This is a genomic window from Paenibacillus sp. DMB5 (genome assembly GCF_001517085.1).
In the GTDB taxonomy this organism is placed as follows: Bacteria; Bacillota; Bacilli; order Paenibacillales; family Paenibacillaceae; genus Paenibacillus_AQ.
Genome location: NZ_LRAC01000011.1, coordinates 1 through 25,717 on the forward strand (window position 1 = coordinate 1; position 25,717 = coordinate 25,717).

Consider the following 25,717-nt stretch of genomic DNA (forward strand, 5'->3'; position numbering starts at 1 on the left):
CCCTCTCATTCCGCCTTCCGGCACGTTCCCGCCGGAATTAGAGGCATTTTTGCCTCTCTTTTCGCCTTCCGGCACGTTTTCGGCCAAATCAGAGGCATTTTTGCCTCTCATTCCGCCATCCGGCACGTTTCTGCCGGAATCAGAGGCCTTTTTGCCCTTGATTGCCGGTAACTAGTCTCTTTAATAGGACTTCTCCCTCTATCCCCACCCGGCAGCGCGCTTTCCAAACACTTTAATACGATTTCTCCTGCTATTCCCACCCGGCAGCACGCTCACCGGACACTTTAATGGGATTTCTCCCTCTATCTCCCCCATCTCCAGCCAACAGCACGCCACCTGCCTGCTGTATGTAAATTAACAAAGCCCGCCCAGCCTCCTGTAGCAGGAGGTTAGGCGGGCTCTATTTAGAACCACTGCAAAGTATTGCTATACCTGTTTATGACTCTACGGCAACCGACTGCAAATAGGCCTTATTCGCCAGTACAAATATAAACGCCGGAGGCCCGCCAACAGTTTAATACTGTTCAGAAATCTCCTGAAATTTATGGCAGCATTTCACAAAGATCTCCACAATATCGGGATCGAAATGCCGGCCGGCGTCCGAAACAATAATGCCGACTGCCTGCTCATGACTCATCGCCTCTTTATATACACGCTTGCTGGTCAGAGCGTCGTACACATCGGCAACCGCCATCAGCCTTGCGGACAAAGGAATCCCTTCACCGGCCAGCCCCTGCGGATAACCGGTTCCGTCCCATTTTTCATGATGGGAATAGACGATCTCCTTCGCGAACCGCAAAAAGGTTTCGGTGCTGTTCATCAGCCGCTCGGCACGCAGGACGGCATCCCGGCCCTGGGTCGTGTGCGTCTTCATCACTTCAAATTCTTCGTCCGTCAGCTTGCCTGGCTTAAGAAGAATATGGTCAGGGATACCCACCTTGCCGATGTCATGCAGCGGAGCCGAGGTAACAATCAGGCCGATATGCTCGGGGGTGAGGACGTCCGCATATTTTTCCGTCCGGCCCAGACGGGTTGCCAGCTCCTTGATATACAGCTTGGTTCTCTGAATATGATTGCCTGTCTCCGGATCACGCATTTCAGCCAGCGCCGCCATCGCCATAACCGAGACCTCCTGAATCAGCGATATTTCCTGGATCCGCCGGGAAATCTCTGCTTCGAGATACTGGTTTTTGTCAGCAAGAAAATCCTTGGAGCGCTTCAGTGTCAGATGTGTCTTCACACGCGACAGGAGGATCGGCGCACTGATCGGCTTGGTAATATAATCGACTGCACCGGAATCGAAGCCCTTGTTCTCGTCCTCCACCTCTTCTTTAGCTGTCAGAAAAATCACCGGGATCTCCCTCAGCACATCATCCTGCATCAGCCTGCGGCAGGTTTCGTAACCGTCCATACCCGGCATCATAACATCCAGCAAAATCAGGTCGGGTGGAGCAGCCTTGGCAATATGCAGTGCCTTTTCGCCGTTTGTAGCCACCTTCACCTTGTAGCTTTCCTTTAACAGCCCGCTGAGCAGCGCAATATTGTCAGGCGTGTCGTCAACGACTAATATAACAGGTCTTAAATCCAGCATTGTTTACATCAACCTCTGTTCATAATGACTTTCGAGGATAGCCTGCCTGGTGATTTCCATAGCCTCCTCGTATTCAAACCGGTCAAGACTGCGCTCCAGCCGCTTCATATCTGCCGGTTGGATCAGATGAGCCACCTTACCCCTTATATCGGCATAATAATGAACGGCTTCACTGTCATCATCTGCCAGGAGCTCGAGCAGCCGCTCAAGCAGCTGCACAGGCGGGTTCAGCTGCTGTCCTGTCTCCTTCGCCTGCACTTCAGAACGAAGATTGCTGCCCAGTTCCCCGCCGATTTTCTCAGAAATGTCCTGCACCGCCGATTCCAGTCTGTGCAGCAGCTCTTCCAGCACCTCCGGCTCTGCTGCCCGGGTAATCATTTTACCCAAGGTACCGGCCAGCTTCTCTACCCCGGTAACCCCGAGGTTGCCCGATACTCCCCTAAGGTTATGGGCAAGCCTTTCCGCTGCTGCAGCCTCCTCTTGAAGGAGCGCCTTACGCAGATTCTGAACCGCTTCACACTGGCTGTCCGCATATTTCAGCAGCAGGCTGATGTACAATGTCCGGTTCTGCCCAACCCGGTTCAGACCTCCGGCCGTATCGATTCCACTAAGCCGCAGGATTGATATCGCATCGGCATCAGGGCAGCCGCCTTTACTTCACTCCCGGCAGCCGGCCTGGCCGTCCTGTCCGTAACCCATCTGCCGATCGTGGTGAACAGGATATCCGGATCAACCGGCTTGGCGACATGGCCGTTCATGCCTGCAGCAAAGCTGCGTTCCCGCTCCTCCTGCATCGTCCGGGCTGTCATGGCGATAACCGGCAGCTCCGGATACAGCTTACGGATTCTGGCTGCCGCTCCGAAGCCGTCCATCTCCGGCATTTGCAGATCCATCAGTACGATGCCGTAAGGCCGGTCTGCAGGCATTGCTTCGATCATCCTCACCGCTTCAGCCCCGTTCACCGCGAGATCCGGCTGCATGCCCTGGCTTCTAAGCAGTTCAGCGGCAATCTGCCGGTTAATCTCATTGTCTTCGGCTACCAGCACCCGGGTCCCCGCCAGCCTGTAATCCTTTTCCCGGACGGGGGAAGCTGCTTCTGATAACTGCAGAACCGGGGTATCCGCATCCTGCGCCAGATCAAACCAGGCGGTAAAAGAAAAGGTGCTGCCCTGTCCTTCCACACTGTCCACCCACAGGCTGCCGCCCATAATTTCAACAAGCTTGCGGCTGATGGCCAGTCCCAGCCCCGTTCCGCCAAACCTCCGCGTAGTCGAGCTGTCGGCCTGGGTAAAGGCCTGAAACACCTTGCTCTCCGTCTCTTTGCTCATGCCGATGCCGGTATCGCGCACGCTGATCTGCAGCTTGACCCTGCTGTCAATCCGGCTGTTCAGCTCAGCTGCAATGGAAATTTCACCCTCCTCTGTGAATTTAATCGCGTTGCTCAGCAGATTGCTAATAATCTGCCCCAGACGGAGCGGGTCACCCCTGAGCCTTGCAGGCACATCGGGCGGAATTTCACACAGCAGCTGCAGCCCCTTTTCCTCAGCCGTCTGACTGGACAAATCCAGCGCCCCGGAGATAACCTCCAGGAGTATAAATTCCGTGTTCTCCAGCTCCAGCTTGCCTGACTCCACCTTTGAAAAATCAAGAATTTCATTGATAATGCCCAGCAGCGAAGTACCGGCATTGTGGATTTTGGAGATATAATCCTGCTGCACAGGGTTTAGGCCGGTCTTTAGGGCCAGATAGGCCATTCCGATAATCGCATTCATCGGTGTACGGATCTCATGGCTCATGTTGGCCAGAAACTGTGACTTGGCTGCTGTCGCTTCCTCTGCCAGATTCAGTGCATATTTCAGCTCTGCTTCTTTCCGTTTAGCTTCGGTAATATCTTCGGAGACGCTAAGCAAATACAGCGGCTGTCCCTCAGCATCCATAATCGGGAGCTTGGTGGTCTGCACATATCTAAGGTTACAGTGCTCACCGTCGTCCGGAATAATCTCAATCTCGCTGAAGGTCTGCCCGGTGGCGAGTACTCTTTTATCCGCATCCATCAGCTTGCGTGCAATCTCCTCAGGGAACACCGTCCGCAAATCCAGACCCACCAGCTGCTCAGGAGCTACGCCCAGGAAATCCGCACTGGCCTGGTTAGCCTTAAAAATCTTCAGGTGCTGCGCATCCTTCACCGTTATCATGACCGGCATATGGCTGATAATGGCATCGAGGAAATTGCGGTTATCCATAATCTGTTTTTCCTTATGCTTCAGATCGCTGATGTCCGTCATAATCCCCAGATACCCGCCGACTGAATAATCGGACAAGCGGAAAGCAGACAGGGAATACAGGATATGATGATCCTCCCCTGAAGCAAAGGTTCTGACAATCTGCCGGTTCGAGGATCTGCCGGTCGCTGCCACTTCAGTCATCATCTCGCTGAGATTGCGGTACCCGTCCTCCGGCAAATGCGGCAGCATGCTCATCGGAATCCCGGCCAGCCTACTGCGCGACACCTGAAAAGCCTGCTCATAAGCGGCGTTACAGCCGAGAAAGCAATGCCGGTCATCAATATAAAACAGCGGATGCGGCAGCGTATCAATTAACTGTGAGGTGAAGTACAGCTGGTCTGACAGCTCTTTTTTCATCCGTTTGTATTCGGAAATATCCTCTTTGATGCCGACGTAATGCGTAACCTCGCCGCTTTCATTTCTGATGGAGGATACGAGCACGGCTTCGGTGTATTCCTCGCCGTTCTTTTTACGGTTAACAAACTCTCCGTGCCATCTCCCCCTTGTCTCCAGCATGTCATTTAATTGGTTATAGGTCTCACGCCTGGTCTTGTCTGTCTTCAGGAGGGATGGTGTCTTGCCGAGAACTTCTTCTTTGGAATATCCGGTTACCTCGGTAAAATAAGGGTTGATGTATTCGATACGCCTGTCTTTATCGGTAATCAGAATGGACATCGGCGCCTGCTCAATAACATTCAGATAAAGGCGCAGCTTCTCGTTGTATTCCCTTTCCGTTTCCAGCATTTTTCTGGCGGCGCTGGTCTGTTTGGCATACAGTCTTACAATGAAATAGGCCATAATGATGATAGTAAAATACAGAAATACGTAAACTGAGAAGCCTTTCAGCAGCACAATGATTACAGGGTAGATTAAAAAGAGGGCTCCGCCCTTCAGCGTTCGCGGAGTATTCTCCGGCTTTGCTGCCGGTCGTGTGCTGCCCACCTGCAGCGTCCCCATAATGCCGCTGGCTGTAATAGCTGCGATAGAGAGCCTGTACAGGCTGTCTATGTATGGACTTGAGATCATTCCGCCGTGCAGCGCCTGGATCAGATCAAGTGTCCCGACCAGGGCAATGCCCGAAATCAGCAGAATAAAACCGTATGTACGCTGGCTGCTGTCCATATAGATCCAGATCAGGATAAGCCCGGCCAGCACCAGCAGCGGTACGAGCAGAAAAAAGGATACGGCGAACGACTGCAGGCCGCCCGGCATCCAGTGAAACGTCTCATCCTGAAAAAAGATAAACCATACACTGCCGACAATACACTCTGCAGTTGTAATCTGATCCCACAGAACCTGCAGCCTGCTGATCCGCTTTTTCAGCCTCCTGTATATTTGATAAATGCCGAACAGAATCGCGACTCTAGCCGGAATATGAACCATCACCGCCAGCAGTACGCTATACGGCTCCTCCCCGAATCTGATCTCCATGCCTCCGGGAAATACAGCCACGAAGAGGTTGCCTGCTGACCACAGCAGAAAAGCAAGCTGAATCCAGTTCCGTGATCTGCTTAACTCAGACTTGTCGCCGTCTCCTCTTTTCCAATAAGCACTGCAGACCAGAATCGGCCCGCCTACTATAATCATCATCCACAGTATTTTGCTGTATTGGATCTCCACCCAGATACAGGCCAATATGTACAGCGCGAGAGCCGCCCATAACCTGTACGTCCTGCCTTTGTCCATCCACCGCCAACCACCCTTAAAATCTATAATATTTCTTTACTCTAGCCCTGCTGCCCGTTCCTGATAGTGTTGTTTCATTCTACTCTTAATGCTATCTTATTCATACTCCTTTTTTCGACATTCTTCTGCAAAAAAATTAGCCCGGCCAAGGCTCCACCTGGGAGTTTGGACGGGCTGTTAACACCTTACTGGCCGGGAAAAAGAATAATCCTGCTGATACAGCTACACGCTTGATTCCGTATCCTCATAATGGTCTCTTGAAAAGTAGCGGTCTGCACAATCCTTGACAAGATATTCCCGGGAATCTTCATGCAGCTTTAATAGCTGGTTTAACACAAAAATCCGCTGGACATTGTCCTCTGCATACATGAACAGCTGCTGCTTATAATGATCAATCTGCCGCTGGTTGGCCCCGGAAGGCCGTATGCTTTTTTCGTATACATTGAGCAGTTGTAAATGCAGCCTGTAAACCTCTTCGTCATTCATGAATGGCATCCCCCTGAAAAACAGTTCTTAGATGCCATTGTCTCCATCTCTGAATGATTAATACCTGTTAGTAGAGTGATTAGGTAGATTTGATGAGCTCCCTATGGAGATGCTGGGATAAGTTCTCTCTACGGCATCCTCTTTATGTAATAGTCCCCGTACGGCAGCTCTCTGCTTCTCTCCAGCTTGTTGTAGCCCAGCCTCTGAAGCACTTCAACCCGCTGCACCGCCTGCGGAACCGCCTTGGTTAACAGACCGTCAAATGTAAAATGCTCCGGAAACCGCTGCTCAACCAGTTCTAGCATTTCAGACAACACATCAGCCTGCTCATACTCAGAGGCCAGATCCAGTCTCAGAATGCCGGCCTCACCCTGTTCATCTCCCTGTCCAAGCTTCCTGGTAAAAAATTCAACAGTTCCGATTACCCGCTCAGACGTTTGTTCAACAATACTGAACCGTATAAACCCCCGTGCCCGGAATTCTGCCAGCCAGGCTTCAATACAACTCTCCATTTCCTCAAGCTTGTTCATGCTGAACCCGTAAAGGCAGTTGTCGCTGTTAAACAGCGGGATCGATTCAGGATCACTGTAGCATCTGAGCAAATCCGCAGCATCGTCCATCCGGACTAACCTCAGGCTGAAGCTTCCGGTTTCAAATACGGGGCAACTGGTATAAGGGTCTGTAATTCGGGTATTCATGGAAAATCCTCCTTAATGAAATGTATTTTTTTCATTATAAGCAGGTAAACCGGACAACAGCCTGTCGTCATTTATGCATATTGCTGCAAAATCATCCGGGCGTGGCTCTGCAGCCGCTGGCGCAGCGTCTCTGGTTCCAGCACTGTACAGCAGCCGGCGTTCAGCAAGAGGACCCCGAACCAGCCGGTCTCCGTCTCAGGCACACTGAATTGCAGGATCAGTTCACCGCAGCGTTCTTCAACTACCCTTGCATTTGGAAAAGCCTCTTCCAGCTGAACTCTCCTGCCGGCAGGACAGGCAAGCTTGATGTCAATATAAGGCCGCACATCCTGATGGGCAGCAAGCAGCTGCTCCGCATTCCCATGACTATGCATAATGGCCTGACCGGTATTCCGGATCTCCCTGATCCGCGACAGACGAAACAGCCGGTAATCCTCACGTTCGCAGCAATAGGCAAACAGATACCAGGCATACCATCTGTATGACAAGAGCAAAGGCTCCACATAACGGCTGGAGACAGACTGCTGTGCATCCGTGTATTGAAACTGCACCGTAGTCCAGCCGCGGATCGCCGCTTCTATTACTTCGATAGAGCGTAAGGTTCCACTGCCCTCGCGCAGCGTATCCAGCTGCAGCCGGAACGGCTGTTCAGTGGGAATCCCCGCCGGGGACAGGGATATCATTTTTTCCACCGTTTCCTCTGCCCGCCTGCTGTTATATCCGGAGACCAGCCCTTTTAAGGCAGCCAATATGTACATGTAATCCTCTGACTGGAGCAGCTGTCTGTTCATTTTGAAGCTGTCCAGAATGTAGTAACCACCGCTTTTACCCTGAATAGAACCAACCGGGATGCCCGCCTCGCCAATCGAGTCCATATCACGCTGAATCGTGCGCGGAGACACTTCAAATTTCTCGGCCAAAGCACGTGCGCTGACCACATCCCTGTTAAGCAGGTATACCACTATGCCCAGCAGCCTGTTCACTTTCATTTTCCGCGAAGCTCCTCATCCATATTTTTCCTACCCAGTATAAATGAGCGCATGGCTTTCTTCAAATGAACATATGAAGGCGGTGAGATTCTGCTATGGAAAAGAAAAAGAGATGCCCGCCTAGCCATTACCCGGCTGACGGAACATCTCTTATAAATTATTTGCGGATGCCGCTGAGGCTTCCGCCCTGTGCAAACACCCGTTCAATATTGCGCTCCACATCCGGATCGGGAATGAGCGGCGGCGCCTGGTGCGGCTTCACGCGGGCATCAATAATTACATTGTCGCAGGCCCAGTGCTTGTGTACGATTCTGCTGTTCACACCGTGAATATCATGCGAAGGGTTGCTGCGCGTAAAGGTGGCCCACAGGAAGTTGTTCAGCTCTTCGCTCATGAACCTGCTGTCATCACACAGGATGATCATCGGGCACTCCGATAGCGGCCCCTGTGCTTCAATAGCTGCACTCAAGCGGCTCATTTCCTGCTCTGTATCCTCATAGGTTGTGAACGCAGGTCCCTGAAGTGCCACTATGCCCGGCAATACCAGCTTGGCTTCACCGAAGCCTTCCAAAGAAGCCAGAACCTCCGGCACCTCTGTGCACAGCGTTCTTTTTACATCGCCTACTGCGGCAAAAACAACCTTACTCCCCGTGTTGATTCCCGTTCCCGAGTAATCCAGCGTATCAATCGTCGTATTCGTCTGAAAATGAATATCCCGCCGCAGATCGATCCGCTCCAGAATGTACGTCAGGAAATCAGGGATATCATGCGTACTGACCGGACGGTCTTCCTCGGCGGTAATGAACAGATACTTGGCCAGGCTGAGCTGGCCGGTGCCCAGCACCCGGTTGGCAATCGTCAGCAGCTCGGCCGGCTGCTTCAGCTGCTGGTACGGCGTGTAACGCTCGCTGCCGATCGCGAACAGCAGCGGATGCACACCCGCCGCATCGACGGCATGGACTTCTTTTACACCCGGCACCTCATTCTTGATCGCGCTGCCGGTCAGCTCATGGATCAGCTCGCCGAAAGCAGTATCCTCCTGCGGCGGTCGTCCGACTACGGTGAAGGGGAAGATGGCCCCTTTTTTGGCATAGACCTTATGCACCTTCATTACCGGAAACGGGTGAGTCAGGCTGTAATAGCCCAGGTGGTCGCCGAACGGGCCTTCCGGCTTCGTCTCACCCGGATGGATCTCGCCGGTAATCACAAAATCCGCATCCGCGCTGACACAGAACCCGTCAACATAGCTGTAGCGGAAATGGCGTCCGCCGATCAGCCCGGCAAAGGTCATCTCGCTGAGGCCCTCCGGCAGCGGCATAACGGCCGAGAGCGTATGAGCGGGAGGTCCGCCGATGAAGCAGCTGACCTTTAGCGGCTCGCCGCGCTTGACTGCATGGCTCTGGTGGATACCAATGCCGCGGTGGATCTGGTAATGGACCCCAACTTCTTTGTTAATCTCATAATCGTTGCCGCTGAGCTGAATCCGGTACATCCCGAGATTGGAATTCATAATCCCCGGCTTGTCCGGGTCTTCCGAATAGACCTGCGGCAGCGTTACAAAAGCGCCGCCGTCCCCCTGCCAGTGCTTGATCTGCGGCAGATCGGAGATCTGAATCTCCTCGAAGCTAGGCGGCAGTCCGCCGGGCAGCTTGAGCGGCAGCGCCTTGCGGGCGGCAAGCCCCGTGCCGACATATTTAAACGGTGCCTTCAGCGCCTTCACCGGATCATCCCGCAGGGCGATAACATCCTGGGAAGATTCCCAGGTATCCCGGAAAATAAACTTGCTGCGCTCGATCGTCCCGAACAGGTTGGACACGGCGCGGTATTTGGAGCCTTTTACCTTTTCAAATAATAACGCTGGCCCGCCGGCCTCATACACCTTCATATGAATGGCTGCCATCTCCAGATGAGGATCGACTTCCTCGGTAATCCGTACAAGATGCCCATGCTTTTCCAGGTCATTAATGCATTCTTCCAAATTGCGGTATGTCATTGGTCTTACTCCAATCTGCAGAAGAAATATGAACCTCTTTATTATCAATGAGCCGGGAGCCGAGGTCAACGTTTGCGGGTTGTGCCGATTATTTTCCGTCCAAAACAAAGGATTCCAGCTTCAGCGTATTCAATTCTCCGTAATTGATGTCCCAGACATGCAAGGTGGACTTACTCATTGTAATGTTATAGCTGAACATATATCTGGGCTTATCCAGCTTAAATCTTTGCGTGCGGATGTATTTGAAATTCTCATCATAGATCTTGAAATATTCATATTTGTTTGCTCCGGCGCTCCATACATAAAATCTCCCGTCAATATAGAATTTAACGTCACCCGACTCGCCAAAATATCCTGAACCATCCGAATCCCCGGCAGAATGAAGCTGAACAAGCCTTTGCTCCTTAATGCTGAAAACAGACGTCCTGGAGCTGCCCGTAAAAATAATCCGGTCTCTGGCGGAAGCAAGCACCACCGAAGGCTCTCTGGACACTTCTAAAGAGATGGCATGATCCGGATCCGTGATCGTGAGGGGCTGCGATAATTCATTCTCCAGGAATATCTGGTATGTATCTCCATTAGACTCGCCGTAAAGTATGCCGCCGCGGTCCTTCGTCTCCACCGTTTTGAATACATAATGCTCGCGTGACTCCTTTGGACCGCCGGGCGCAAGCTTGAGCTGTTTGGAAATAGCGCCATCCTCCATATTGATTACCAGCGCACTTACACTTCCTCCATCCTTATAAAAAACATAATTATGACTGTATGCAATATTGGTGAAGTTCTCGTCAAAGCGGAAAACCATTTTGGCTTTATACAGCCATTTATTGTTCTTGGAGGTACTTAAATTCAGGGAGTGGCTGCCGTCCGTGTTATCACTTATCCAATAAACCATTGTATACGTCCCCTTCTCGGTAACGTAAGGATAGTCTATCATTTCAGGGTAGCGGTCAGCCGGAGCGAATGCCGAACCCCCATAGTAATTGTTAACCACGGATGATCCCGATGTTGCCGCTGCAGCAGCACTGCCTGTTATCCAGATTGAATTGAATAATACCATTATCGCAAAAACAAACTTGATCCACTTCATATCCGTTCCCCTTTTAATATTAATAATTTTCAATATTTTTCCTTTTCAATATAACATACAAAAAAGGAATGCCCCAGCTATAAGAATAGCGAAAGGACATTCCTTTATATAAAAGCTTATGATTTCATTCCGGCAGGCTGCCACTCCCCCGTAAACTCTGTCACATCATATTCGTAAAAAGCTTGCAGCACCGCCTCGCGGTCATCCGTGAACAGCTGATCCGCCACACCGGCAACCAGCTTCGGAATTGCGTTCCTCATTCCGGAAATCGCCGAGGCCGACAAGCCGTTGCTGGCCAGAGCGGAATAATTGAAGACAAACAATCCGTGCAGCAGCTCTTCCCCCGCCTTGTCGCGGCTCTGCAGCGCGAAGCCGGGACTGAGGTAAGGATGTGCATCGAGCAGTGCGTTGGCCGTTTCCGGCGGAGCCTGATAACGGTCGCACCAGCGCGCGATGTGGCGTTCAATCAGCTGCAGCTCCGGGCGCAGCGCGGGATCGCTGAGCAGCCCTGTGCTGACGATCAGAAAATCAAACGTAAACTCCCCCTTGGGTGTAGTTACCCGCGCCTGATCGCCTGCCGCTTCCACCTTCAGCCAAGGCGAGCCGAGATGGAGACGGAAGCCCGGCCAGGCCGCTGCACGGGCAAAGGTATCGTTCGTCGGCGGCTGATTGTATTTGAAGAAATGCGAGATGACCCCGTATTTGTCCGCATCCGCCAGGGTATGGAACCGTTCGATCATTCCCGACTGCTCCATCTGGCGGATCGGATTGATGCTGGGCAGCTGCTCGCGGCGTACAAACACATGAGCTTCGGCAGCACCCTCCGACAGCACATAATTAGCATTGTCGAAGGCCGATGCGCCTCCGCCGAGAACGGCGATCTTCCGTCCGGCCAGGGCGGCAAAATCAATGGCTTGCGACGTATGGGCATACAGGCGCTCCGGCAGGCTAGCCGCAATCATCTCGGGCACATGCCACTCGCCTCCGCCCTGGATGCCTGTGGCCAGCACAACCTTACGGGCCAGAAGCACCTCAGACGGCGCTCCCGCTCCGGCGATATGCAGTCGGTGAATACCGTTCCCGCCCGGCTCAATCAGCTTCAGGGTTACTTCATTAATGACCGGCAAGCTGAGCACGCTGCGGTACCAGCGCAGATAATTCATCCAGTCGCCGCGCGGAATTTTATCGACCGCTTCCCAGCCCCCGGGACCGGTCTGAGCCTCCCACCAGGACCGGAAGGTCAGCGAAGGAATTCCCAGATCAATAGAAGTCAGATGCTTGGGGGTTCGCAGCGTAACCATCCGGGCATATGTCTCCCAAGGCCCTTCAAGCCCCTCCTTGTTCTCGTCAATCACCAGAATATTGGAGATCCGCTCCCGCAGCAGCCCAAAAGCCGCTCCGAGTCCGCTCTGCCCGCCGCCGACAATGACAACATCATATACATGACCTTCGGGATGCTCCAGCGGACGTACCCAGTCCGCTCCGCCGTAGGCCAGATAGGAAAGATCAGTTTTCACTCGTTCGTTTAAAGCTTCCAGGCTCATCATCCCTCAGACCTTTCGCCGCGATCTTCAGGAACCTCCTGTGAACAGGCCGTTCCCATGCGCTTCTTTGTTGCCATATTATATCTGCTGTAGGCTGGCTTTTAAATATATATGTCAGGTTAATTGTCATTATAGCTAAAAAACAGCGGTGTGATTGTACATTCCAACCAAATTTCAGCGCCCGGTTAACCTCGTCCATCATTCTTTGTAAAGTATCCTCATCAAAAAACATGCTTGTCCCTTCCAGACACTCCGCTGTCCCTGGATCAAAATCCGCAAAAGCAGTGTCCTCCCCGAGAGAGTAAAGCTTAGCCTCTGCAAAGCCCTCCCACTTCGTAATCACCGGCTGCACCAGCAGGTTCACCACATAGACCAGCCTCATAAGGTTCAAGCTCTGTAGTATCAACAGTGTAATGAACCAGCCTTCGCTTTTGAGCAGAATACCAGTGCCCGCTATCGCAATGACGGTATACATCCTTCATGACAGGTAAAATGCCAGTCTCCGTTTCATGGAACAACCCCGCCGATCCGGGCTTCATTCCAGTAGGCGATAGTCCAGAATCCATTTCCACATGACGTTCGCCTCCTATCGTTAGCTTTCATTTAGTAGAAACATAACATATCCCCTATAATATCCTATTCAGGATGTTTATAGGGGATAGAGGTGTGTCAATTCTACTTAAGACTATAAGACTATTAGAAACGGGCTACAAAGAATTCGCGGTTAGCGGAAACACTTTTGGTTGTCAGAAGGTTACCAGCTTCATCTCTTATCCGCAGCACATAGGACACTGTTGTAAGAGTAGAAATGGTCGGAAACTGGGCTACACCAAAATCGTCGAAATCCGTAGTTGTTGTGACTGCTCCGCTAGTCAGTGAGGCTGTCCAGCCGGTGGTATCCTTATTGACATTGCCCGTGCTTGTTGCCAGAACGACGAAGCGGCTAAAGGTTTGTTTGATTCTCCGTTTTCTTTTCACAACCTTCTTTGCATTTGTTTTGCGGGCCATCAGTGCCTTCTTCGCCAGTAATGCTTTTTTTGCCAATAATGCTTTTTTCTCAGCTTCTCTCACTTTGCTTCACCACTTTCTTTTAAGATAGTGTATTAAATGCAATTTAAGAGCTGCCTGAAAGGAATAATGACCTACTCTCGTAAAAATGTGGTATCGTCTCCGTTTCATAGATTGGTGTCCGCTGGGCTGTTCTCTGCATAGAATGTGCTATTGGAGAGGTGAAGCGACAGAGATGAGTGAATCAACGTGGATACGGCATTATGCCGCCAAAATCAACAGAGCGTTACAGCACAAGCTCCGTAATTCAAAAGGTTCAGCCAGGAAATCTGCGGGGGTTCCCGTAATTGTGCAATTCAGGCACAAGCTGACCCCTGCCCGGATACAGGCTCTGCAAAAGTATTTGGGTATGCATTCCTTCCCGGTAAAGCACAGGCTCCATCTGCTGAATGCCGTATCCTCACATGTTTCCGTGAAATGCTTGGAGCGGATCTGCAGCTGCGGGGAAGTAGGTAAAGTCTATCTGGACGGAGTCAAAAAGGCTTCCCTTAACATTGCTACCCCTTCCATCGGTTCAACCGTTCTTCAGCAGAGACGGGGTCTTACCGGAAAAGGGATCAATATCGCGGTTATTGATACAGGGGTGTACCCTCATCCTGATCTGACCCGGCCGGTCAACCGCATTGTCGCCTTTAAGGACTTTATAAATCACCGGAAGAAGCCGTATGATGACAACGGACACGGCACACATATCAGCGGGGACGCTGCAGGTAACGGCTGGTCTAGCAAGGGCAAATACAGAGGGCCTGCTCCTGAAGCAGGCATCGTAGGAGTGAAAGTGCTCGATCAATACGGCGAAGGCTACGACTCTACCATCATTAAAGGGATCGAATGGTGTATTGCCAACCGGAAACGGCTCCGGCTGCGCATTCTCTCCATGTCTTTCGGCGGACCCGCAGCAGCCACGGCCGAAGAAGACCTCCTTGTCCAGGCAGCGGAAAAGGCGGTCAAAGCCGGATTAACGGTAGTCATCTCGGCCGGCAACAGCGGTCCCGCAGCTCGGACAGTGGATTCTCCCGGAATCAGCCCTTCTGCGGTTACAGTCGGCGCCGTGAATGACCGGCGCACCATTACCCAGGCAGACGACCGGATCACGCCCTATTCCAGCCGCGGACCTGCGCCGGGAGGCAAAGTAAAGCCCGATATTGTGGCACCCGGAGAAATGATCATCTCCCTCCTGGCCCCCGGCTCCAGACTGGCCCGCCAGCAGGCGGGGCTGAGGGTAGGGAAAGACTACATCAAGCTGTCGGGCACCTCTGTCTCTACGCCGATTGTTTCAGGTGCGGCGGCCCAGCTGCTGCAGCTCCGCCCTTGCCTGACCCCAAGGCAGGTTAAAGCAGCTCTGAAGCGTAACGCCTTCCCGCTGAAGCTGAAACCGAATACTGCCGGCTGCGGCGAGGTGAATATGCGCTTTCTGGATTGCGGGAAGAAGCGGAAAGGATGAATCTGCGGGATACAACCGCAGGAAGAATTAAAGGCACGGGCTGATGCCCGTGCCTTAAGTTTTCTTTTTATATACATAATTCCTCTTAGATTAAATCATTTAGTTCATGAAGAACTTCCTTTACATCACAGTTGGGATTTAAGAGATTGATCATCTCTTCCGTGATGGGGTAATCATCGTAAATTTTTGCAACCACCTCTAATGATGGTGATAACTCAAAATAATCTTTTGCAAATTCTGCAAAATCCTCTGGGCTAGAGAATATACAGCTCAATAAAAAGTCAGAACCGTCGCTTTCACCTTCCGGAATCTCAACTTTTCCCTTGTGCCAGCTACTATCACTGTTCTTGCGCCAAATACAGAAAGTCACATCGTCTTTTTCAATTGCATCATCTTCAAGTAAAGATAATAATTCCTTTGGAACGTCATCATAAATCCCTTGCCATACTTTATGTTCATCTTGCGCATGAGGACTTAATCCAGATTCATGATCAAAGCCTTTTATTATGCAGCCTTCACGGGAAAATAGAATAATGAGATGATCCCCTGCTCCATTATCTATTTTTGCCATACAGACATCCTTATCCCAATCTTTAACAAAGCTATGGTAACGAAGCCATTCATCCTGACAAAGAATCATATTTAGGGATGCCTGGATTTTCATCAGCTTTTTCAGGATTATTGGATCTGGTAAACGCTCTAACACCTTTACTTCCATGAATCCTCACCCTTTCATCTTTTGATCAGCTGCCTCTTTTTATTAATGTTTCCCGTCAGCTTGATAAGCACGATTTCTTTTATTACACAATATCATCGAACTGCGCAACATCAAATGGACAGTTCTGTCAAAACCAAAATAATACTCTGTCCAGGGAATTAAACTGTGCAGGATACTTTGATACATTCCACGAATATCTAACCCCAGTGTTAAAACATAATGTGAGAATAAAGAAAACTAAATTAGGAGATCAACATGGAAAAGATAATAAAAACTATTCTGCTAGCCATGATCCCGAGCATACTAACCATATTTTTCTTAATCGAATACTTTCCGTATACTGGTCTTGGAAGAATTTTGAGTGTTCCGATAACCGTATTTCTTAATATTGTTATTTTGTTAATCACTATACTGATTACTCGAAAAATTAAGCCAAGAGTATATAAAAACTTGTATTGGATTACAGTCATTTTAATAACTGTGCTAGTAACAATTATTATGCACCCACAAGAAGGCTCGCCTAGCGTATTAAATCAAATGAGAGAATTAATATTTACCCATACTTCAAATGAATAGAGCTAGACAATACAATCGAATTTTGCTCACATATATTCAATCTTTTCAAGACTTGAATTCATTTAAAATCGAGTTAAAATTAAAAAATCAGTGTGTAGAGATATTGGTATAGTTGTTACCAAAAATATATGTCGCATGATACGTCTGCCATCTGAAATAATAATTTTCGGAGGGTATAAAAATATGTATAGGGAAAACAGACTGCCTCAAAGTCCAAAAGAAAGCTTAATATTCATGTTGATTATTTCTATTATTTCAGTCAACACTATTGCTCCAATTATCACGGGGCTTCAATTCGGGTTTAGTATGAAAAATTACTTAGAAACCCTAAAGGTTATTCCGATTATGTGGATTATCGTCATTTTATTAGTAAGTTTTGTTGCTGGACCATTAGTGGGTAGAGTAATGCCAAAGTTCGTAGGACAAACAGATGGATTTAATGCCAGAATATTATTAAATACTTTATTAAATGTTACAGTCTTATCTATTCTTCTTACCATTATCGGAACTTGGGTTGGTACGAAACAAATAAGCCTTGAGCCTTTTCAGCACTTTTTTTACAGTTGGTTTAGGAACTTTGGTGTAGCCTTTTGGATTGAATTGGTAATTGCACAGCCCATTGCAAGATTTGTAATGAAAAAATTACATTCAAAACAAGCCCGTAAAGTAAAGGCTGTTAATCTTTAAAGTCGTAGCCGATTGGTTTTTACAACCTATCGGCTTTTATTTTTTTAATATAAGGATTTAATACGTCCTAATTCTCATACAACCTCCTAGTACTTCTTACACAAAATTATCCAGTACTTTTCAGATAAAGGAAACTTTCTCCTTCACTGCTCGTCTAATCTTTTAAATCGTATATAACTTCTGCCTAACCCTATTATTCCCGAAAGGAAGGTAACTGTATGATCAGAAAACTGCTGCTCCTGTCCGCTGCCGGACTTATGCTCCTATCAGGCACAATATCGGCTCCGGCATCAGCCAAATCAGGCACCGAAGAAGTGAAATATTATGTGACTTATAGCAGTGACAGCGGTATATCAGGAAGCTCCGTAGGCACAGCCTTGATTAAGAACGGTGTATCCTATCTGCCGGCTAACATCGTTAACAGCCTCGGTATCGAAACGACATGGGATAAGTCCCGCACACGCGCTTCATTCAGCGGCTGGGAAAAAAGCTTTGCCGTAAGGCTTGGCAGTACAAGCGGCGTACTGGATAACGTCAGTGTGAACATCGGCGGCACCCCTTTTCTTGTCCAGGACGAGCTGTATCTGCCCGCCAAGTTCCTGGTTAAAGCGCTGGAGGGCGGTACGGTCCGCTGGGATGCCAAAACCCGCAGCCTGCTGGCCAACGGCCTCCATATGTACCGGGGCTATACGGAGACTTACAAGGGCACACGTTACTCTGTTTCGCTTGATAGCGGGGACCTCTACCTTTCATCCGGGAAAGAGGCCAAGCGTAAGCTCGCCCATCTGGGCAGGGGTCTGGACCTTGTGGACTTCACCTTCGAGGATACACCCGGCGGATTGACGGTGCTGCAGGTTAGAAACTCCTACGGGGAACCTCATCTCTATGCGGAGTACTATACCTATCTGCTCAAAAACGGGGCACTTATGCGCCAGGCACATACCGACTTTCATACTACCTTTGATAAACCGGCTCTCTGGTCCGAGGGCAGGCTGCTGATGAACGACGGGCAGACTCTGCGCCTGATCGAAGACGGTACCGGTGCCGTCAAAGAAACCGTCGACTTGCCGAAATTGATGGGGACCAGCGTAACGCGGGACGTATATTACAATGTGGAGGCTTTTTATTCCGATGTTGCCCTGATCCGGCCGGCGATACCGCCCTTTTGACTGCTGTTGACCGTTCCACCGGCACCCAGACCCTGTTATATGAGCAATTACCTGCAGCCGACCGCAAATGGATATTGGACCAGTGGGACTCCATGTTCCCCGGTGATGATCTGCGGTTTGAAGGCCGCAGCGGCAATGAGCTAACTATACGGGCTTACAATCTTGGGCTTGAGCGGAAGGAAAAACAGTTCGTATATACCCTGCCGGTATCGAAATAATAAAAACATCCGGAGTGTGCATAGCAGAAACTGAACAGTTAAGTGCAGCTGAAATCAAACCAGCCGCTGAACACTCTCGTGTTCGGCGGCTGGTTTATTATGCTTATAAATCTGTTTCACGTGTTCTGCGGTATAATCCTGATCAGATTTTATCCGGACAAAGATCCAGTGCCACCTGCCGTGCCCAGGCCAGCAGCCATTCATCTTCCCCGTAGCTGCCGACGCATTGAAAGCCAAGCGGAAGTCCGCCTATATTGGCCGCTGGAATGCTGATAGCCGGGCACCCGGCAAAGGTCCAGACTGCAGTCATACCAGGCCAGCCGGTATTGTTAGCCTCCAGCTTGGGTGCGGTTCCGCCCTGCGCCGGTGATACCCACAGATCAATCCCCGCTTGCTCCAAAAGGTTCTTCAGCCGTGCTCTTAAATCCAGCTGCAGCTCCCGGCAATCAGCCAGTTCCTCCTCCGGAACAGCCGCACCGCTAAGAATAGCTTCCCTTACACTAGCACCGTAATATTGTTCATACGCGCCAAAACGCTCCGCGTGCTCCCGGGCCATTTCTCCCTGTATAAACCGCAGCATCACATTCCCGTAGATCAACTCGTCCTCCCAGGGCATCTGAACATGCTTCACATGATAGCCAAGCTGCTCCAGAGATTGAATCTGCGCTGTAAACACCGCTTTTACCTCATCACTCATCAGTTCCATATATACCCCGCGCGGGATGCCAAGCACAGGCTTACGACTCACCTTCCGGGCATTCCATTCCGGTATGAGCAGCTCGGCTGCCGTCTCCATACCGGATAAATCCTGAGCGAACAAGCCGATCGTGTCAAATGAGGGGGACAGCTTAATCACCCCGTCCAGAGGAACTCTGTTATAGCTCGGCTTAAACCCTACCACTCCGCAAAAAGAAGCCGGGGCGAGAACAGAGCGCAGAGTCTGTGTTCCCACCGCCAGCGGACATAGGCCTGCAGCAACCGCAGCAGCCGAACCAGCACTGGACCCTCCAGGAGTATGCTCAGGATTATGGGGATTTAGGGTAGCGATCGGCCCATGATAGGCAAACTCCTCAGTTACCGTCTTACCGGCAATAACCGCTCCGAGTTCACGCAGCCGGGTGACTATGGACGCTTCCACGCCGGCAAGTGCCTCAGCAGGCAGCCGGGACCCGGCTTGCGTCGGCAGATCCTTAACATGGATTAAGTCCTTGATCCCGACCGGAATTCCCCAAAGGGCCGGTTTACCGGCGGTGCCAGCGAGAGAAGCCAGCAGGTGCTCCTGTTCCAGCTTCAATCGCTGCTCCAGCCGGGATTCGGGCACAAAGGCATGAATCTGCGGCTCCAGCTCCCGGAATCTTGTCAGATAGCTGTCAATCGACTTCCTGAGCGAACTCCCGGCTTCCTCGGTGTTATGTATCAGATCATTAAGAGAATTGCGGACGAGCTGCATATCATCATCTCCAGGATCAGTTTGGACATTCTCCTGACATACGCAGCCCGCCTTTATAAGTTACATTTTTTTGAAGAAGTTTCCTTCCTTTTTCCGCAACTCCAGGCTTACCCTGCCGGGTGCGCCGGCTCACTACCCACCACACTCCGCAAATACCGCCCGGTATGCGATGCCTCCACCTTCGCAACCTGCTCCGGTGTCCCCTCCGCAACCACAAAGCCGCCGCCGTTGCCGCCTTCCGGCCCCATGTCGATGATGTAATCGGCGGACTTTATCACGTCCAGATGATGCTCGATCACAATGACGGAATGCCCGCCGTCCACCAGCTTGTTCAGCGCCAGCAGCAGCTTCTGGATGTCGGCCAGATGCAGGCCGGTGGTCGGCTCGTCGAGAATGTACAGATTGTGTGCACCCCGCTTGATCTTCGCCAGCTCATTCGACAGCTTGACCCGCTGCGCCTCCCCGCCGGAAAGGGTTGTCGAGCTCTGGCCGAGTGTCAGATAGCCCAGTCCGAGCTCGTTCATAATACCCAGCTTATGCTTCAGGTACTTGTGGTCTGCAAAAAAATCAGCAGCTTCCTCCACCGTCATATCCAGCACATCTGAGATGGATTTATCCCGGATCTTGATCTCCAGCCCTTCCTCCGAAAAGCGGTTGCCCTTGCACACCGGGCAGATCGTTTCGATGTCGGCCATGAACTGCAGGCTGGTGACGATGATCCCGTCTCCTGCACAGTGCTCACAGCGGGTCCCGTTCGCATGGGTCAGGCTGAAGTCGATCGACTGATAGCCGCGCTCCACGGCCTCCGGCTGCGAGGCGAACAGGTCGCGGATTTTATCGTACAGCCCGATGTAGGTGGCCGGGTTCGATTTGCTGTTGCGGCCGATCGGCGACTGGTCGATGTTGATGACATGGTTCACCAGGTCTGCGCCGAACACATAGTCATGCTTGCCGGCGACGATCCGCGCACCCGTCTTGTCGATTTTGAGCTGCTTGGTCAGGATTTCGTTGATCAGCGAGCTTTTGCCCGAACCGGACACGCCCGTGATGCAGATGAATACATTCAGCGGAATATCGAGATCAACATCCTTCAGATTGTTCTCCCTTGCGCCTTGAACAGAGAGAAAGAAGTCCCCCAGATTGCGCCGCCGCTCAGGTACAGGAATAACCGTTCTGCCGGACAGATAGCCGCCCGTGACCGATTCCTCAGCCTCCTTTATATCCTCCAGCGTTCCGCTCGCGACAACATTACCGCCGTGAATCCCCGGACCCGGACCAATCTCGATGATATGATCAGCACAGCCGATCGTTTCCAGATCATGCTCAACTACAATTACTGTGTTGCCGAGATCACGCAGCTTTTTCATCGTCTCAATGACTCTGCCGGAATCGCGGGGATGCAGCCCGATGCTCGGCTCATCCATAATGTAGAGCATGCCCATCAGCTCGCTGCTGATCTGGGTGGACATTTTGATCCGCTGCATCTCACCCCCAGAGATACTGTCACTGCGTCTGCCGAGATTAATGTAATGCAGGCCGATTTCGATCAGCAGGCTGATGCGCGTATGCAGCTCGCGGACGATCGTCTCCGCCACATCGCGAACCTCCGGCTCAAAGGTGAGCGCCTCCAGAAAAGCCAGCAGCTCCTGCAGCTGCATCCGGCTGAGCTGATCGATATTTTTGCCGCCGACCGTTACCTGCAGCCGCTGCTTCTTCAGCCGGGCGCCGCTGCATTCCGGGCAGATTTTTTCAATCATGCAGTCTTTAATGAAACTCGGCTCAAACGCCTCTGTTGTGGAGGATTTGCGGATATAATGCTTGTACCAGCTCTCCATTTCATGGACAAAACCGCCAAAAGCCCGGTCCCGGCCGGTCAGCCAGTTTTTCTTCTGGGAAAACGGCGGCTGCAGCATCGGCACAAGCTCGCCTCTGGTTCCGTAGAAGAGCAGCTCGTGAATTTCTTTTGGCAGCTCATGAAACGGGGTATCCAGACTGAAATTGTATTTCTGCGACAGGCTGTACATCAACACCGTACGGTAGCTATCCTTGCCTGAGGTATTGAATACCGTATTCTTGAGCGCGCCTTTGTTGATGCTCTTCTCCGGGGCGACCACCAGGAAATGCGGCTCCACCACATAGGACATCCCCACCCCGAGACAGGTATGGCAGGCACTCGCCGGCGTGTTAAAAGAAAAATGGAACGGCTGCATATCGCACAGGAAAAAGTGATGCTCCGGGCAGGCAAAATGCTGATAGAAGTCCTGCGGCGCCCCGCCAATCACCTCCACCTTGATCATAATATCCTCATCCAGTGCCAATATGGCTGCTTCAATCGACTTGGTGAGCTGGATATAAGTGTCATGGCGCAGCGTAATCCGGTCAATTACAATCTCGATTACATGGGACTTGCTCTCATCCGTCTCCAGCTCATCCACCAGCGATACCGCCTCCCCGTCGATCAGCAGATGCTTGAAGCCCTTTTCGCGCAGCTGCTGGAAGGTGTAGCTGTAATCTTCACCGTAAATTTTGTATACCGGAGCCCGAAGCTCAATGACTGTCCCTTCCGGCAGACTGGTAATATGCTCGGCAATCTGGGCGGCGGACAGCTGGCGCAGCGGCTTGCTGCATTCCGGACAGTGTCCCGTACCCGCTGTGGCGAACAGCAAGCGAAGATAATCGTTGGTATCCGTAACCGTTCCTACCGTGGAGCGCGGGTTATTATTGCCTTTTTTCTGCTCAATTGCAATGACCGGGGACAGGCCGCGCACGTAATCGACCTTGGCTTTTTTGAGCTGGCTGATCCGGCTTTTGGCAAAATTGGAGATGGAATCGAGAAACCGCCGCTGCCCCTCCCCATAGATCACATCAAACGCCAGCGAGGACTTGCCGGAGCCGGAGACGCCTGTAATGACAGTCAGCTTATCGCGCGGAATTTCGACCGACACATTCTTGAGGTTGTTCTGCTTCGCCCCGGAGATTTCAATACTCGTTCTAATGGACATTTTCTCGTTCTCCCCCGTTATGGTATGTACAAAAAGCCGATCTCCTCAGCCGCCAGTTTGCTTTTGGATGTAATGCGGATCGTCTGAGTCACCTTCTCGATGATCCCCTTATCCGCCATATAGTCCAGAATGTTGATCAGATAATGCCCTTCCATATGAAAATGCTTGGTCAGCATGGTCATCGTCTTAACCTGCTGATCGCTCATAAATTCCAGTACCGGACGGCTCATTGCTTCAAGATGGCGATCCAGCACCTGCTCCATTTCCCGTATGGCGCTCCATAGTTCAGCTTCGCTTAACTGCCCGGACAACGGATTCTGGTAAAAGGGGGCCAGCTGCGCCGGGGAACGCTCCAGCATGCTCAAAACCGCTTCACGGGTCGGCGGCTCACCTTGCGCACACAGCTCCATACCGGCGATCAGATCAGCCGCTTTCAGGAGGAAAAACTGGGTGTATCTGTGGTCCCTCCGCACCGTCAGCCATTTCTGGCATTTGTGATAGACATCAATCAGCTCACAGGACCGCCACAGCAACGACCGCGCAATATCCTGGCTGCCCATCCGCCTCATGTCTTCGAAATAGTCATACAGGCTCTCGTCAGAGCTGTAAACCATCTGTCCTTTGGCAAAATACGACTGCGGCATCGAGCCGCCCAGCAGCCGGTCCATCCCCCGCTTAAAGCTGATCCGCTCAAACAGCTGTACATTGATGATGATGCCGTCCTCATCCAGACAGTATGCATTCTGCTGCAGCGTCTGGTCGCGGATGATCAGGGTCATGTCGATGTCGCTTTTCTCCCAGACCGTATCGTAAGCCAGGCTGCCGCACACAATGGCCGCAATGACATTCGGGTCGCCCTTCACCCGGTCCACAAAGCTGTCCGTTGCAGCCCGGTAACGCTCCTGCAGTTCAGGCAGTAGCCTATCCTCCATCTTACGTTCCTCCTTCTATCATCACAATATGATTGAAATCGCTTGCCCTTTTATGAGCTTATGGTAGAATTATACACCTCATCCATTCCCCAAAACCGGACACTAATTGCTAAGTACAGGAGGAACGCATGGATCATTACCTGCTGGAAACCATTAACCGGACAACAGATTTTATTGAAGAGCATCTGCTTGAGCCGCTGTGCCTTGACGATATTTCAGAGCATGTTAACGTCTCCAAGTTTCATCTGCTGCGCATCTGGAAGGGGGCAACGTCAACCGGCCTTATGGAATATGTGCGGAGAAGGCGGATTGCCAGCTCACTCGGAGATCTGCTTAACCAGCGGGCCAGCATTGAGTTTATTGCGGATAAATACGGCTTCAGTTGTGAACGGACCTACAACCGCAGCTTCAAGGAAGAGTACGGCCTCACTCCGGCAAAATGGCGCAAATCCCCGTCCCAGCTCAGTATCCTCGACCGGTTCAATGCCGAATTTATGAGCCGCGCCGGAGAAGGACTGGTTTTCTTCCGCTCCATCAGCGTGGTCCCTTCCTTCTCGATTGCCGGTCCGGAATATACCCTGAAGGACGGGCGCAGCGCCGACGCTGTGGATGCTGCCAGACTTGGCGTTAACTTCTTCACCCTGGACCGCCAGCGGATTCTGAATCCGGTGCAGAAGGATGTCTACATCGGGTTCACGGCTGTCCCCGAGCCGTTCCGGGGGCTGACCTTTTTCCAGCCGTCCCTGCAAATCAGTCAGAGCAGCATCATCCCGCCGGATATGAATGTGCGGCACACGAAGCCTCATAAATACGGGGTATTTACCTATATCGGTCTCCACCGGCCTGAAGAAATCTCAGCCGAGTCCCTGAGTGAAATCTGGAGGTATATCTTCGAAATCTGGATGCCGACGGTGCAGTTTGAGCTGGAGGAGAAATTCAGCTACGAATCTGTTAACTATGCCAAAGGCAACAGGCATTACTGCGAGTGTGATTTGTATTTTCCGATTGCGGGGCTGTGAACAGAGCTGTCGGGTAAATGCCTAACGGAGCAGCATCCGGCACAGACAGTATTAGACACAAACAAGCCAGGCTCCGGAGTCCAGAGCCTGGCTTGACAGTCAGATCATTTTTTTGCGCCACACGCCCAGCTTAACCTCCGGAACGAAGCCGATCCGTTCATAGAAAGGCTGGTATGGACCAGTATAAGCCTTGACCATTCCTTTGGAGCGCAGCCGGTTCAGTGCTTCATAGACTACCGCCTTGCCAAGCCCGCATTTTCTGTAATGAAGATGAGTGCCTACCGGTTCAAGCATACCAATCCGGTTAGCTTCATCCACAAAAGCATTACAGAACGATACGACCTCCCCCTGCCCGTTAAGCAGCGCCAGATCCAGTTCTGGGGAGTAGCCCGGCGCCTCGCGGATACCGCCGTAGAACTGCAGCATCTGCTCAGCTCCCTTTGTCCCCGGGTAATTAAACGCCATAATATGGCCCTCAGCCTTGGCAATATCGGAAACTTCCTCCCCGCTGCATAGCTTGAAGCCATTCGGCAGGCGCACCGGAAACTCCTTGTCAAGCACAATGGAGACTGCACTGTCGCTTTCATTCGAAAGCAGCTCGTAACCCCGGTTCAGCGCTTGCCTTTCTAGGCTGCTCATGAATTTCGGTATAGCCAGCTTGCAATATTCGGCAGGCTCCCGGCCAGTCTTCCCTTCTATGTAGTCAAACATTTCTCCGGTAAGGCTGTCCGGCGGATCCTCGGAATCCAGCTGGAAATAGAAGTCGCCGTCTTTGCTGACCACGGCTGCGAGCCTTCCGGTCTCATCCTCCCATAGCCCGATATTCCGTTCCCAATCCTGCAGTGTACCTGCCCTTAGCTGAAAGAAGAAAATCTCGAATTCCCAGCGGGCAATCAGCCAGCTATTCGGCCGTTTGAATCTGCCGTAAGCCTCGGACAGGAACTGACGGACTTTCAGCATATCCGTACGTTCATAAGCCCTATAATAATACTTCAACTCTAAACCCTCCCTACAAATTCTTCTAATCTTATTGTAGGGGCAATAACAAATTGAATAAATACCCAACTCTGTT

Annotated in this window: 21 protein-coding genes; 5 read left to right on the forward strand and 16 right to left on the reverse strand. The window is 51.3% G+C overall.

The genetic code is table 11. The features are described from left to right. Positions 1–514: 514 nt before the first annotated feature. The 11 genes from AWJ19_RS02250 to AWJ19_RS02300 form a co-directional block, all read right to left on the reverse strand. Positions 515–1,591, reverse strand: coding sequence for a two-component system response regulator (locus AWJ19_RS02250; RefSeq protein WP_068721168.1), 1,077 nt, complete (start codon positions 1,589–1,591; stop codon positions 515–517). Between the two features lie 3 nt (positions 1,592–1,594). Next, positions 1,595–2,149 carry an Hpt domain-containing protein gene (locus AWJ19_RS02255; RefSeq protein ID WP_068721170.1) on the reverse strand — a complete coding sequence of 185 codons (555 nt, stop codon included), beginning with the start codon at positions 2,147–2,149 and terminating at the stop codon, positions 1,595–1,597. A 23-nt stretch (positions 2,150–2,172) separates the two neighbouring features. Next, positions 2,173–5,562, reverse strand: coding sequence for a PAS domain-containing protein (locus tag AWJ19_RS02260; RefSeq protein ID WP_068721172.1), 3,390 nt, complete (start codon positions 5,560–5,562; stop codon positions 2,173–2,175). Between the two features lie 222 nt (positions 5,563–5,784). Then, complete coding sequence (locus AWJ19_RS02265; protein WP_241781568.1) at positions 5,785–6,048, reverse strand: hypothetical protein; 264 nt, start codon at positions 6,046–6,048, stop codon at positions 5,785–5,787. 128 nt (positions 6,049–6,176) lie between these two features. Further along, positions 6,177–6,746, reverse strand: coding sequence for a GNAT family N-acetyltransferase (locus AWJ19_RS02270; RefSeq protein ID WP_068721176.1), 570 nt, complete (start codon positions 6,744–6,746; stop codon positions 6,177–6,179). 71 nt (positions 6,747–6,817) lie between these two features. Continuing rightward, positions 6,818–7,735, reverse strand: a complete 918-nt coding sequence (locus AWJ19_RS02275) for a YafY family protein (protein WP_068721178.1) — start codon at positions 7,733–7,735, stop codon at positions 6,818–6,820. A 157-nt stretch (positions 7,736–7,892) separates the two neighbouring features. Next, positions 7,893–9,728, reverse strand: coding sequence for a UbiD family decarboxylase (locus AWJ19_RS02280; RefSeq protein WP_068721180.1), 1,836 nt, complete (start codon positions 9,726–9,728; stop codon positions 7,893–7,895). 88 nt (positions 9,729–9,816) lie between these two features. Continuing rightward, positions 9,817–10,818 carry a hypothetical protein gene (locus tag AWJ19_RS02285; RefSeq protein ID WP_068721182.1) on the reverse strand — a complete coding sequence of 334 codons (1,002 nt, stop codon included), beginning with the start codon at positions 10,816–10,818 and terminating at the stop codon, positions 9,817–9,819. Positions 10,819–10,934: 116 nt separating this feature from the next. Further along, on the reverse strand, positions 10,935–12,362 hold the full coding sequence (locus AWJ19_RS02290; protein WP_068721184.1) for an NAD(P)/FAD-dependent oxidoreductase: 1,428 nt from the start codon (positions 12,360–12,362) through the stop codon (positions 10,935–10,937). Next, positions 12,325–12,729, reverse strand: a complete 405-nt coding sequence (locus tag AWJ19_RS02295) for a hypothetical protein (RefSeq protein ID WP_128083478.1) — start codon at positions 12,727–12,729, stop codon at positions 12,325–12,327. The genes AWJ19_RS02290 and AWJ19_RS02295 overlap by 38 nt, the downstream gene beginning before the upstream one ends. 329 nt (positions 12,730–13,058) lie before the next feature. Further along, entirely contained in the window at positions 13,059–13,433 is a 375-nt protein-coding gene (locus tag AWJ19_RS02300; protein WP_068721188.1) for a hypothetical protein, read from the reverse strand. Between the two features lie 172 nt (positions 13,434–13,605). On the opposite strand from AWJ19_RS02300, the gene AWJ19_RS02305 reads away from it, so the two are divergent. Next, complete coding sequence (locus AWJ19_RS02305) at positions 13,606–14,874, forward strand: S8 family peptidase (RefSeq protein ID WP_068721190.1); 1,269 nt, start codon at positions 13,606–13,608, stop codon at positions 14,872–14,874. A gap of 85 nt (positions 14,875–14,959) precedes the next feature. On the opposite strand, the gene AWJ19_RS02310 is transcribed toward AWJ19_RS02305, so the two are convergent. Then, entirely contained in the window at positions 14,960–15,592 is a 633-nt protein-coding gene (locus AWJ19_RS02310; protein WP_068721192.1) for a hypothetical protein, read from the reverse strand. Between the two features lie 759 nt (positions 15,593–16,351). Here AWJ19_RS02310 and AWJ19_RS02320 point away from each other — a divergent pair. The 3 genes from AWJ19_RS02320 to AWJ19_RS02330 all read left to right on the forward strand — a co-directional run bounded on the left by AWJ19_RS02320 (position 16,352) and on the right by AWJ19_RS02330 (position 18,242). Next, positions 16,352–16,855 (forward strand): hypothetical protein, encoded by a 504-nt coding sequence (locus AWJ19_RS02320; RefSeq protein ID WP_068721196.1) that lies wholly within the window; start codon positions 16,352–16,354, stop codon positions 16,853–16,855. A gap of 218 nt (positions 16,856–17,073) precedes the next feature. Beyond that, the gene (locus AWJ19_RS02325) at positions 17,074–18,024 is read left to right on the forward strand and encodes a copper amine oxidase N-terminal domain-containing protein (protein ID WP_068721199.1); all 951 of its coding nucleotides are present in this window, start codon (positions 17,074–17,076) and stop codon (positions 18,022–18,024) included. After that, a complete protein-coding gene (locus AWJ19_RS02330) occupies positions 18,021–18,242 on the forward strand; it encodes a hypothetical protein (protein WP_068721200.1) in 222 nt (73 codons plus the stop codon). Before AWJ19_RS02325 ends, AWJ19_RS02330 begins: the two co-directional genes overlap by 4 nt. 142 nt (positions 18,243–18,384) lie before the next feature. Here the strand turns inward: AWJ19_RS02330 and AWJ19_RS02335 are convergent, their stop codons facing one another. The 3 genes from AWJ19_RS02335 to AWJ19_RS02345 all read right to left on the reverse strand — a co-directional run bounded on the left by AWJ19_RS02335 (position 18,385) and on the right by AWJ19_RS02345 (position 23,626). Continuing rightward, a complete protein-coding gene (locus tag AWJ19_RS02335) occupies positions 18,385–19,692 on the reverse strand; it encodes an amidase (protein ID WP_082707659.1) in 1,308 nt (435 codons plus the stop codon). 107 nt (positions 19,693–19,799) lie between these two features. Beyond that, positions 19,800–22,694 (reverse strand): excinuclease ABC subunit UvrA, encoded by a 2,895-nt coding sequence (gene uvrA, locus AWJ19_RS02340; RefSeq protein ID WP_068721202.1) that lies wholly within the window; start codon positions 22,692–22,694, stop codon positions 19,800–19,802. Positions 22,695–22,711: 17 nt separating this feature from the next. Beyond that, positions 22,712–23,626, reverse strand: a complete 915-nt coding sequence (locus tag AWJ19_RS02345; RefSeq protein ID WP_068721204.1) for a nucleotidyltransferase — start codon at positions 23,624–23,626, stop codon at positions 22,712–22,714. Between the two features lie 128 nt (positions 23,627–23,754). Between AWJ19_RS02345 and AWJ19_RS02350 the strand changes: the two genes are divergently transcribed. Continuing rightward, on the forward strand, positions 23,755–24,645 hold the full coding sequence (locus tag AWJ19_RS02350; protein WP_068721206.1) for a helix-turn-helix domain-containing protein: 891 nt from the start codon (positions 23,755–23,757) through the stop codon (positions 24,643–24,645). Between the two features lie 99 nt (positions 24,646–24,744). Here AWJ19_RS02350 and AWJ19_RS02355 read toward each other — a convergent pair whose 3' ends face one another. Beyond that, positions 24,745–25,641, reverse strand: a complete 897-nt coding sequence (locus AWJ19_RS02355; protein ID WP_068721208.1) for a GNAT family N-acetyltransferase — start codon at positions 25,639–25,641, stop codon at positions 24,745–24,747. Positions 25,642–25,717: the final 76 nt, after the last annotated feature.

Coding starts and splice junctions, on each gene's coding strand:
- AWJ19_RS02250 (WP_068721168.1), bottom strand. CDS start 1,591: ATGCTGGATTTAAGACCTGTTATATTAGTCGTTGACGACACGCCTGAC.
- AWJ19_RS02260 (WP_068721172.1), bottom strand. CDS start 5,562: ATGGACAAAGGCAGGACGTACAGGTTATGGGCGGCTCTCGCGCTGTAC.
- AWJ19_RS02265 (WP_241781568.1), bottom strand. CDS start 6,048: ATGAATGACGAAGAGGTTTACAGGCTGCATTTACAACTGCTCAATGTA.
- AWJ19_RS02270 (WP_068721176.1), bottom strand. CDS start 6,746: ATGAATACCCGAATTACAGACCCTTATACCAGTTGCCCCGTATTTGAA.
- AWJ19_RS02275 (WP_068721178.1), bottom strand. CDS start 7,735: ATGAAAGTGAACAGGCTGCTGGGCATAGTGGTATACCTGCTTAACAGG.
- AWJ19_RS02280 (WP_068721180.1), bottom strand. CDS start 9,728: ATGACATACCGCAATTTGGAAGAATGCATTAATGACCTGGAAAAGCAT.
- AWJ19_RS02285 (WP_068721182.1), bottom strand. CDS start 10,818: ATGAAGTGGATCAAGTTTGTTTTTGCGATAATGGTATTATTCAATTCA.
- AWJ19_RS02290 (WP_068721184.1), bottom strand. CDS start 12,362: ATGAGCCTGGAAGCTTTAAACGAACGAGTGAAAACTGATCTTTCCTAT.
- AWJ19_RS02305 (WP_068721190.1), top strand. CDS start 13,606: ATGAGTGAATCAACGTGGATACGGCATTATGCCGCCAAAATCAACAGA.
- AWJ19_RS02310 (WP_068721192.1), bottom strand. CDS start 15,592: ATGGAAGTAAAGGTGTTAGAGCGTTTACCAGATCCAATAATCCTGAAA.
- AWJ19_RS02320 (WP_068721196.1), top strand. CDS start 16,352: ATGTATAGGGAAAACAGACTGCCTCAAAGTCCAAAAGAAAGCTTAATA.
- AWJ19_RS02325 (WP_068721199.1), top strand. CDS start 17,074: ATGATCAGAAAACTGCTGCTCCTGTCCGCTGCCGGACTTATGCTCCTA.
- AWJ19_RS02335 (WP_082707659.1), bottom strand. CDS start 19,692: ATGCAGCTCGTCCGCAATTCTCTTAATGATCTGATACATAACACCGAG.
- uvrA (WP_068721202.1), bottom strand. CDS start 22,694: ATGTCCATTAGAACGAGTATTGAAATCTCCGGGGCGAAGCAGAACAAC.
- AWJ19_RS02345 (WP_068721204.1), bottom strand. CDS start 23,626: ATGGAGGATAGGCTACTGCCTGAACTGCAGGAGCGTTACCGGGCTGCA.
- AWJ19_RS02350 (WP_068721206.1), top strand. CDS start 23,755: ATGGATCATTACCTGCTGGAAACCATTAACCGGACAACAGATTTTATT.